Annotated in this window: 10 protein-coding genes and 1 pseudogene; 8 read left to right on the forward strand and 3 right to left on the reverse strand. The window is 45.5% G+C overall.

Annotated features, from left to right (window positions below; genetic code table 11):
* The coding region (locus RH949_RS09620; protein ID WP_446352703.1) for a bile acid:sodium symporter family protein at nucleotides 1–877 on the reverse strand (877 nt) is incomplete at its 3' end.
* 175 nt (nucleotides 878–1,052) lie between these two features.
* A complete protein-coding gene (locus tag RH949_RS09625) occupies nucleotides 1,053–1,319 on the reverse strand; it encodes a hypothetical protein (protein ID WP_446352704.1) in 267 nt (88 codons plus the stop codon).
* 34 nt (nucleotides 1,320–1,353) lie between these two features.
* Between RH949_RS09625 and RH949_RS09630 the strand changes: the two genes are divergently transcribed.
* The 6 genes and pseudogenes from RH949_RS09630 (at nucleotide 1,354) to RH949_RS09655 (ending at nucleotide 6,326) form a co-directional block, all read left to right on the forward strand.
* Nucleotides 1,354–2,724, forward strand: coding sequence for an AAA family ATPase (locus tag RH949_RS09630; protein WP_006101906.1), 1,371 nt, complete (start codon nucleotides 1,354–1,356; stop codon nucleotides 2,722–2,724).
* The gene (locus RH949_RS09635) at nucleotides 2,711–3,340 is read left to right on the forward strand and encodes a TIGR02646 family protein (protein ID WP_446352705.1); all 630 of its coding nucleotides are present in this window, start codon (nucleotides 2,711–2,713) and stop codon (nucleotides 3,338–3,340) included. The genes RH949_RS09630 and RH949_RS09635 overlap by 14 nt, the downstream gene beginning before the upstream one ends.
* 154 nt (nucleotides 3,341–3,494) lie before the next feature.
* The gene (locus RH949_RS09640; protein WP_446352706.1) at nucleotides 3,495–3,830 is read left to right on the forward strand and encodes a XisI protein; all 336 of its coding nucleotides are present in this window, start codon (nucleotides 3,495–3,497) and stop codon (nucleotides 3,828–3,830) included.
* Between the two features lie 567 nt (nucleotides 3,831–4,397).
* The gene (locus RH949_RS09645) at nucleotides 4,398–5,042 is read left to right on the forward strand and encodes a hypothetical protein (protein WP_446352707.1); all 645 of its coding nucleotides are present in this window, start codon (nucleotides 4,398–4,400) and stop codon (nucleotides 5,040–5,042) included.
* A gap of 294 nt (nucleotides 5,043–5,336) precedes the next feature.
* Nucleotides 5,337–5,432 (forward strand): annotated as a pseudogene (locus RH949_RS09650) (RNA ligase family protein); the annotation flags it as partial.
* A gap of 267 nt (nucleotides 5,433–5,699) precedes the next feature.
* Entirely contained in the window at nucleotides 5,700–6,326 is a 627-nt protein-coding gene (locus tag RH949_RS09655) for a Uma2 family endonuclease (protein WP_446352708.1), read from the forward strand.
* Between the two features lie 371 nt (nucleotides 6,327–6,697).
* On the opposite strand, the gene RH949_RS09660 is transcribed toward RH949_RS09655, so the two are convergent.
* Nucleotides 6,698–7,054, reverse strand: coding sequence for a DUF433 domain-containing protein (locus tag RH949_RS09660; RefSeq protein WP_446352710.1), 357 nt, complete (start codon nucleotides 7,052–7,054; stop codon nucleotides 6,698–6,700).
* Between the two features lie 262 nt (nucleotides 7,055–7,316).
* On the opposite strand from RH949_RS09660, the gene RH949_RS09665 reads away from it, so the two are divergent.
* Nucleotides 7,317–8,132, forward strand: a complete 816-nt coding sequence (locus tag RH949_RS09665) for an RNA ligase family protein (protein ID WP_446352712.1) — start codon at nucleotides 7,317–7,319, stop codon at nucleotides 8,130–8,132.
* Between the two features lie 180 nt (nucleotides 8,133–8,312).
* A complete protein-coding gene (locus tag RH949_RS09670; protein WP_446352714.1) occupies nucleotides 8,313–9,461 on the forward strand; it encodes an AAA family ATPase in 1,149 nt (382 codons plus the stop codon).
* Nucleotides 9,462–9,800: the final 339 nt, after the last annotated feature.

Raw genomic sequence — 9,800 nt, forward strand, 5'->3', positions numbered from 1 at the left:
GAGAACCATTCATAAAGCAGACGGCTATGAATACCAATCCTAAAAATAATGATTCGCTATCGCTCAATTTCAATGTTGGCGGCAATTCCCCTCCCGCTAACCTTCGGTATAACGGGAGTCCCCTTGCCGCATTTAAGATGGCTAAAGTACCGTTTTGAATACCGACTTCTACCGTAATGGCTTTGGCGCTACGGATATCTAGCTTAGCCAAGGTAGCGAGTGTAAACCCCAGTAGCATTGTACTCATGTTTAAAGCGAGGGTAACCCAGCCCACTTTCAAGAAGAAGCTGGCAACATTAGCGCGTTCTGCTGCCAACAAACCCACGATAATTAGGGCTAAAAAGAATAGAGAGAGCCACTTAACCCATTTTTCCACCTGTGCGGCAAAACGAGGAGCGTAGTGGTGAATTACCATGCCTAATATCACTGGAATCAGGGTAATGACAGCAATTTGAATGACCGTCATCAAGAAGGGTAGCTGTAGGATAGTAGACTCCCCTAGAAAACGCTGCATCGCTAGGTTAACGACCAAAGGAATCGTAAATACTGTAATCACGCTGCTAATTGCCGTCAGCGTAATGGATAGGGCAACGTTACCCTGTACTAAGTAGGTGACTAGGTTGGATGTGGGTCCACCAGGGCAAGCCGCTAAAACCATCACGCCAACCGCCAATTCTGGAGAAAGCGGGAAAAGGCTAGCGAGTAAAAAGCCTACGGCGGGCAGCATGATAAGCTGAGCAATGAGTCCGAGAATTGCGGCTTTGGGTTCAACTAATACCCGCTTAAAATCATCAACTGTCAACCCTAATCCCATACCCAGCATAATGATAAATAGGGCTAAGGGAAGAAAAATTGCGGTTAAAACGTTTGATTCCATTGCTCCTGTACACACTACTTACGTTGACAGCGCCCTTAGATAAGCCAAACTTTTCCCTGTTTGCCAGGAGTGAGTTTTACTAGAATTATCACCTTATGTCCGTGCTACACACTCGCAAGTCTGTAAACTTTTGCAACAACTAGCGGTATTTTTGCATAAAAACCAAACGAGTGTTTCAAAAAGAGCAGTGTACTGATGACCCACTCAGGTTTAAGGTACGTCGCCGTTGAACAATACCCATGCACCCAATATGCGATCGCCCGATATTGTCGGTTGGGTTGAAGGATGAAACCCGACACTCATCACTGCTTCTCCACCTTTTAACTCTGGTGCGATCGCGTAATCGAGTCATGAGACTGGGATGAAACTGGCTAGGTGCAACTGTTTTGAGACCATAATAGGGGTAAGTGCTTTCAAGTGCCGTTTGAGGTACTGTTGTCAATGTCGAAAACTTCAGAGGTTTGAACGTTACCGCTATGGAAATCCAACGGGTTATCTTAAATAACATTGGGCTATTTGAAAACCTGGAAATTCCTTTAGCACCCACCGAGCAAAATCCCAGCAATATCACCGTCTTTGTTGGTAATAACGGCGCGGGTAAAACCTCTGTGCTGAAAGCCTTAGCAACCTCCCTGAGTTGGTTTACGGCTCGTTTACGCACAGAAAAAGGTAGTGGTAACCCTATCCCCGAAGATGCCATACTTAACACCGCCAACGCCGCCAGTATTGAAATAGAAATTTGTGATGCTTCTGGAACATCAGACAATCCGAATCAAAACGAGATCCAGCATCACTTCAAGTGGACTTTAGCCAAAAATAGAACAGGACGTAAATCCCGGTACACTAGCCATCTCAACGACTGCACTCGCTTAGCCAATCGTTATCGTGATGCCCTTACCCGTGATCACAAAACTCGCCTACCCATCATTGGGTTTTATCCTGTCGAGCGCGTCGTACTTGATATTCCCCTAAAAATTAGGACAAAGCATACCTTCTTGCAACTCGATGGTTACGATAATTCTTTAAGTCAGGGGGTTGACTTTCGCCGCTTTTTTGAGTGGTTTCGGGAACGGGAAGATACCGAAAATGAATCAGCAATGCCTGAAGATGTTCTCAACCAACTCAAACCACTATTGGAAACCAATCCAGACGCATGGCAACGGTTAAACGAACTCAATGCCTCAGCCAAAGATCGGCAATTAACCGCAGTTCGCACCGCCATTCGCCAATTTATGCCCCAGATGGATAATCTTAGAGTCCGTCGTAAACCCCGTCTCCACATGGCGATTGATAAAAACGGTGAAACGCTTAATGTCGCCCAACTTTCACAAGGCGAAAAATCTCTCATGGCTCTGGTTGGTGATATTGCTCGCCGTTTAGCCATGCTGAACCCTGCTCTGGAGAATCCTTTAGCAGGAGATGGTATCGTCTTGATTGATGAAGTCGATTTGCATCTGCATCCCTCTTGGCAACGCAGCCTGTGCGATCGCCTAATCGCAACGTTCCCAAATTGTCAGTTTGTGCTGACTACCCATTCACCTCTGGTGATCAGCGACTGTAAAAATGTTTTAGTTTACACCTTAACCAATGGTGAATTGCAACAATTGCCCTCTCAGTATGGGCAAGATGCTAATACTGTCTTATTAGATGTCATGGACACCAGCATCCGTAATCAGAAAATTGATGCTGAACTGAACGATCTGCTGGATGCCATACAAGATTTAAAGCTAACTGAGGCTCAACAACTACTCGCCAAATTAACTGAGGAACTACCCGCCAATCATCTGGAATTAGTCAAAGCCAAATTACTGATCCGTAAACAAGAATTGCGTCATGCGAACCATTAGTAAAGGGACTGAACCGTCCAGCTTAACAGCCTGGAAACGAGCAAACCCTCACGGACGCTACAACCAGTTAACTGAAGAGATTCGCCGAACTATTCGGCAATATGCTCTAGCAGAACAATTCTACCTTTGTGCCTATTGCTGTCAGCGCATCCAAAACATTGATGCTTGCCACAATGAGCATATAGAAGCTCAAAAATTGAATCCTAGACGCACAGTTGACTTTTCAAATATTGTCGCCAGTTGTAATACCTCTAATCAATGTGGTGATGCTCATAAATCCCAACCCCTACCCCTAACTCCTCTGATGACAGAATGTGAAACAGAACTTCGCTTTAAAATTAGTGGTCGGGTAGAAGGGTTAAGCGAGCGGGCAATCGTCACGATTCAAGTCTTAAACCTGGGAGATCACGAAAAAAATAACCGTGCCTTGATCGAAAAACGCAAGCAATTGTCTAATGCCTTATTATGGACAAACTACATAGACCCCGATGAAGGCTTAGAGGATAAAGAACTGTTAGAGATGTTAATCGGTGAACTATCACAACCCCAACAGGGTCAGATGGAACCTTTTACTCCAGTGGTAATTAATATCTTGCGAAGTTGGCTTCAATCTTGAAAGCCACTCTTTAAATGGTTATGAATCAGCCTATACTCGGCAGTTACAGTTGATGTTTACCAAACGTTTTTCAATACGAATTCACTCAAATTGCGGTACAACGGTATCAGGTCTTGATAATTGTGTATGATCCAGTTAATGAGGTGATAGTGCAGTGAAAAAGGTAGATCAATATCGGGAGTACGTTCAAACGTTACTAAGCCAGTACGCCAAGGATGATGTTTCGGATGATGAGGTCGAAGTGCAACTGATCTTTGATACGGAGCGGGATCATTACCAATGGATGAATGTGGGATGGCAACAGCTTAACCGAGTTTATCGTTGTATTGTCCATTTTGATATCAAAGACGGAAAAATTTGGCTTCAGCAGAATCTGACAGACCAGAATCCGGCTGAGGATTTGGTTGAAATGGGTGTTCCCAGAGAAGATATTGTGTTGGGTTTACAGCCTGCTTACAAACGGCAGTACACAGAGTATGGTGCTGCTTGAACAATGCCCATGCACCCAATATGCGATCGCCTGATCTTGTCGGTTGGGTTGCAGGATGAAACCTGACACTCATCACTGCTTCTCCACCTCAAACAAGAGTGCGATCGCCCAATCGAGTCATGTTTGGTTTCCCGTTACCTACTGATTCACAAGCAAGGACTTGACAGACTCAACCCAACCTACAGCGAAGGGCGATCGCACTCGTTCCTGCTCCGCCCTGCATACTCCGCGAAGGCTCTGCCTCCAGCGAGCGACAGAGCCGCATCGGAGCGGTAGATTGGGACATTAGGTGACTATCTAATATTTTTGAGTTTTCGAGAAGATATGCCTAACATTTGGGTGCAGTGCAGCGGATTGACCAAAGCTGCTTGGGTAGGATAAAAAGACCCCAGCAAGCGCTAACCCGAACCGTTAGCCCGCCTCATCTCTGGGTTAGGATGGTAGACTTAGGTTAACTGTTTGTTTGTTAACTCTGTGACTAGAAAGCCAATCTACTCGACCTTTCAGTATCCATCTGCAATCCCAGGTAGTCCCAATGCTTATTGGGTTGTAGGTCATCTAGGAATAATGTATTCTGAGTTACAGTTGTTGCTCTTTGATTTCTGCCGTATGCACCAAATTGTGTACAAAGAAATAGCGCATATTGAGGAAGGATTAACTCGCTTTACTCAGGAAAATAAGAGAAAACTTACATTAAGCTCAACGCCTTATTTGTCGGAAGAAGAGTATTACAAAGAACTACAGAAAACAAGAATTTTAGATTCAATTATTGCTCAGGATCAAGAAAATAAACATGTGATTGGTTTTATCGATCAGATGTGCGTTGTAGGTTTGTGGGCGCTTGCAGAGCAATTTCTAGGGAAGATATACAGAACATATATTGCTGTTAAAAACAGCGTTGATGCCAATACTGTCTCTTCACCCTATAAATGGGATGACTTTAAGAAGCAGTATTATGAAAGGATTGGTGTTGATCTCTCTACGTGTGACGGCTTTCAGGATGCTAATAAGTGCAGATTGGTTAATAATGCCATTAAACATAATCCAATAGTTGGACAGAAGTTGGAGGGATTTCCAGACTTCGCTCCCCATAAGGGAAAAAAGCTGATGGAGGTTCCGTTAGATATGCAGTGTTATTTGAATGGAGTAAACAATTTTTTAGGAAGCCTAATGGAAAAGGTAGAGGCACAGTTAGATTCAAGTAATGCCTAACCATATACTGTTATAGACGGCAGGCTAACAATTCGGGTATAGCGGATTGACCGAAGCCGCTTGGATAGGATACAAAGACCCCGCTGACCCAAACCGTTAGAACGCTATGTATGCGACATAAGCGACAGGTTGTAATCAAATAAAGGCTAATCATTGGAGGTTCTAATGGGAACTTCAAGAAATTGCAAGTACGACCAATGCTTAGAGAGTGAAGTGTGACTGCTAGATTCACAGTTTGAAATCTAAGTTCGCAATCGCATCGTATCCTTCAACTTACTCCTGTAAAGATCTTTAATGTACAAATACCCTCGCACCCCTCATATTGAAGGTTCACGGCTCCAACCGGGGGATGAAGATTTGGATAGCGTGCCTTTCAGCGCGATCGCCTCTTAATATGTAGTAGTCGAAGAAAAAGTGGATGGAGCCAATGCTGCCAAAATTGGTTAGTCTCCGCTCAACCGGAACGTTAGATTACTGAATTTTTGGTTGGTTTCTAGCCGAAAGTATAGCAGTAGACACATCGATTAGGACTTTCGGCACCATTGTAGAGACGTTGCATGCAACGTCTCTATATAAATGATGTGTCCTAACCGCCATAGCGGTTGCTATATCACTCGATTTGGTAGACTTAAGGCATTAATTGGACTCAGTTGACCTATGACCATTGCAGTCGAGCAAGCAATTCAACAGAAGCCACTTAGCTTTGACGAGTTTCTCGCTCGTCATGGTAGCGATAACCGCTACGAACTGATCGACGGAGAGGTGTTCGATTTGGAACCAACAGGTTTACATGAAGAAGTGGTAGCTTTCATTAGCGCCAAGCTCTGTGTCCAAATTGACGCAATAGGCTTACCTTTGTTTGTGTTCCAGCGGGGACTATTGCGCCCTTCTAATGTTGGTATGACAGCATTTCGACCTGACGTTGCAGTTGTTGATCGAGATGAACTCGTCAAAGAACCGCTTTGGTCTGAGCAATCAATCCTAACGCTAGGCAGTTCGATTAAATTTGTGGCAGAAGTAGTTAGTAGCAACTGGCAAAATGATTATGCCCGTAAGGTCGAAGACTACGCAGTTTTGGGCATTTCCGAATATTGGATAGCAGACTATGCCGGATTAGGTGGTACTCGACATATTGGAAAACCTAAACAACCCACTCTCTCTGTCTGTAGGTTAGTGGATGGGGAGTATGAAATTCAGCAGTTTCGGGGCAATCAGACTATTGTCTCTCCAACCTTCCCCGATTTAAAACTAACGGCTGAACAGGTGTTTAAGGCTGGCAGGTAATATCAAATCCGGTTAAACAACCTCACTAAAAATGGCTGAAACCGAGTCTTATAAAAAGTTGCAGTCTAATGTAGAATTTGTCATGCTGAGCGAAGTCCTGAGCGAAGCGAAGGAACAGTAAGCTGTTCGGCATTTAAACCTTAATGTCAATAATGGCGAAATCCTTGTAGTGCGTTAAGCGAAGCCATGCCGCAGGCTTTGCATCTTGCTCGCTACTAATACCCAATTTAAATGCATGACAGCTTAGCGAAGCATCTGTCCAGATTCTGACGCTCGTTCCTCGCTATAGCTGCGCTTCACGCTTCGCTCTCCAATGACATGATAGAACGCAACTCGGTATTAAATCTGGGAGATAACGTCAATAGAGGCTATCAAGTTTGTTTAGCTGCGGTAGCGCCACTTGCTTTCCTCATTGCTTCTCTTTCTGCTCTCAGTTTCCGCAGTTTTTCAGAAACAGGTGGAGGATTGTGTTTTTGTTCCTCTCGCATCCTGCGACCATGCTCAATCCAATTAGCGAGGTAGGTACTGACTGCTTCTTTGTTGTGCAGATAGTATAGAATCGTAGCGTAGACTTGTTCTAAATCTAGGGTTCGATAACTCTGGGCAATTTCCTCTGGGGTGCGACACCGATGGATGAAATCGTATAAAATAGTTTCAATCCCTATTCTTGTGCCTTTTATCCGAATGTCATCAGGACTGAGGAAATTAAAATAATCTTCTAATTGCATTTTTCCAGGCTTATAAATTCATAGGAGATAATACTAGGATAGCGTTTGCGATGCCGAAGGCGGTTCGCGTAGCGACCATCGCTCGACTCATAGAACTGCGATCTCAGGGCAAACAACTATCTAACTACCGCCATACCAGACAGCAATTTCATCTTTCAATAATTTCTGCACTAATCTCAATTATCTTAGGCTTTGCAGGAACCGTGTCAGCATTTTGGTTCAGATTACCCAATGGTAGCAGCCCCTTCAAGGTAGTCAATTGATGCAGCAGCAGATGTACAAATTCCCTCGCACCCCTCATATCCAAGGTTCACGGCTCCAACCGGGAGATGAAGAGTTGGATAGCATCCCTTTCAGCTCCATCGCCTCTCAATATGTGGTAGTCGAAGAAAAAGTAGATGGAGCCAATGCTGCCATCAGTTTTACTCCTGATGGGCAAATGCTGTTGCAAAGCCGGGGACATTATTTAACTGGAGGAGAGCGAGAAAAACACTTTAACTTGTTCAAACAATGGGCGTACAGTCATACTGGAACGTTTTGGCAGGTGCTGGGTACTCGCTACATCCTCTATGGCGAATGGCTCTATGCCAAACACACCGTCTTTTACGACGCCTTACCCCATTATTTCTTAGAATTTGATGTGCTAGATGTTGAACAGCAGCAGTTTCTCAGTACCCAACGTCGCCAGGAATTACTCGCCGGATTATCCCTGGTTTCCGTACCCGTCCTGTTTTCCGGTGTATTAACATCCTACAAGCAGCTAATGGGATTGCTGGGTCACTCGAATTTCATTGAGTCAGGACACCCTTCGGCAAAGCTCAGGGAACACTTAGAACGCTTCCGTCAAGCCTGTGAGGAACAGGGATTGGATGTGGAGCGAAGTCTCAAACAAACTGACCCCAGTCCCCTGATGGAAGGGTTGTATATCAAAGTTGAAGAGGAAGCCGTTGTAACCGCTCGTTACAAATACGTCCGTCCTAGCTTTTCAACCACCATCCTGCAATCGGATAGCCATTGGCTCAACCGCCCTATTGTTCCCAATCTCCTACGTCCCGGCGTCGATTTGTTTGAGTTATAGTGCTACGCGAAGCGGCAACAGGCAATAGGCAACGGGCAACAGTAAGCTGTGATTGGGTTTCCAGCTAAAGATGTCACTGATTTAGAGTTTGTAGTAAGCAATGCGAGCGCTTCTGGCACTAAAGTGCCTACTACGAACCCAGCTTAAGTCAGTGCCATTCACCTTAAGATGTAGTGTTATATGACTTCTTCTATTTCTCAATCCTTATCCTGGTCATTTCCCTGGTGTCCCACGCCTCCAGACTGGACGCTAGATTGGGCATCGCTTCAGGCTGAGTTTGACTGGCTTCAATCCCTTCAGGATTGCCCCCAAGACCCCCGCTACCATGGGGAAGGCGATGTTCTTACCCATACCCGCTTGGTTTGTGAGGCATTAATTGCATTACCCGCTTGGCGGGAGTTACCCTCTATTGAGCGATCGCTTCTATTTGCGGCTGCCTTACTCCATGATGTGGCAAAACCTGCGGCTACTGAAATTGAAGCCGATGGTAGGATCACCTCTAAAGGTCATGTCCGCCAAGGAGCAAAAATGGCGCGGCAAATCCTCTGGTCGCTCAACGTACCCTTTCATCAACGGGAGGCGATTGTCTCACTGGTGCAGTATGGCAGTCTTCCCCTCTGGTTTTGGGACAAACCCAACCCCCAACGTGCCGTAATTAAAGCCAGTCAACTGGTTCGCTGCGACCTTCTGGCACTGTTGGCAGAAGCGGATATTCGGGGTCGCGTGTGTGACGATCAGCTAGAACTGCTGGAGCGGGTTCAGTTCTTTCGGGAATATTGTCAAGAGAATAATTGCTTATCTTATCCAAAACCGTTCCCCTCAGCTCATAGTCGATTTGTCTATTTCCAAAAAGACGATCGCGATCCCAATTATGCTGCTTTTGATGACACTCGCTTCGAGGTTGTCTTGATGTCAGGTTTACCGGGTGCTGGCAAAGACTCTTGGATTCAGGAGAACCTTCCCGATTGGACGGTAATCTCCCTAGATGAACTGCGACAAGCGATGAACATCTCTCCTACAGATAACCAAACTGCTGTAGTGGAGCGAGCAAGAGCGATCGCGAAAGACTACATGAGAGCCGAAAAATCCTTTGTTTGGAATGCGACCAATCTCTCTCGCCAACTGCGTTCGTCCCTCATTAATCTATTTTCTGCCTACCATGCACGGATTCGCATTGTCTACCTGGAAGTCGCTTGGGAAGAATTGCTGCGGCGCAATCGTTCTCGCGCTGCCAAAGTGCCGGAAACGGTGATGCAACGAATGCGCGATCGCTTAGAGGTTCCAGATATTACTGAAGCCCATCAGGTCGATTGGATTGTGGAGAGTTGAGTACAGAAGCGGTTTGACATTTAAACCATAATGTCAAGAATTGCAAAATCCTTGTCGTAGTGCGAGCATCTTGCTCACTACATTGAGCATCTTGCTCACTACATTGAGCATCTTGCTCACTACCCATTCCCTGCTATATATACAGCAGTTTGCTCTGCTATGCGGTACATTGTCGATCCCCCTAAATCCCATAAGCAAAAAAAGCGAAGCATCCGCTGGCTTCCCCCATGGAACAAAAAGCGAAGCAACATCTGGTTTCCCCCATGGAACAAAAAGCGAAGCATCCGCTGGCTTCCCCCTTTTTAAGGGGGACGGAAGGGGGATCTAAAAGGGGGACGG

The sequence above is a fragment of the Coleofasciculus sp. A1-SPW-01 genome (assembly GCF_040217205.1).
In the GTDB taxonomy this organism is placed as follows: Bacteria; Cyanobacteriota; Cyanobacteriia; order Cyanobacteriales; family Coleofasciculaceae; genus Coleofasciculus; species Coleofasciculus chthonoplastes_A.

Bases quoted from the DNA above. Each gene is read 5' to 3' on its own strand.
- RH949_RS09630 (WP_006101906.1), top strand. From the start codon at position 1,354: ATGGAAATCCAACGGGTTATCTTAAATAACATTGGGCTATTTGAAAAC.
- RH949_RS09635 (WP_446352705.1), top strand. From the start codon at position 2,711: ATGCGAACCATTAGTAAAGGGACTGAACCGTCCAGCTTAACAGCCTGG.
- RH949_RS09645 (WP_446352707.1), top strand. From the start codon at position 4,398: ATGTATTCTGAGTTACAGTTGTTGCTCTTTGATTTCTGCCGTATGCAC.
- RH949_RS09655 (WP_446352708.1), top strand. From the start codon at position 5,700: ATGACCATTGCAGTCGAGCAAGCAATTCAACAGAAGCCACTTAGCTTT.
- RH949_RS09660 (WP_446352710.1), bottom strand. From the start codon at position 7,054: ATGCAATTAGAAGATTATTTTAATTTCCTCAGTCCTGATGACATTCGG.
- RH949_RS09665 (WP_446352712.1), top strand. From the start codon at position 7,317: ATGCAGCAGCAGATGTACAAATTCCCTCGCACCCCTCATATCCAAGGT.
- RH949_RS09670 (WP_446352714.1), top strand. From the start codon at position 8,313: ATGACTTCTTCTATTTCTCAATCCTTATCCTGGTCATTTCCCTGGTGT.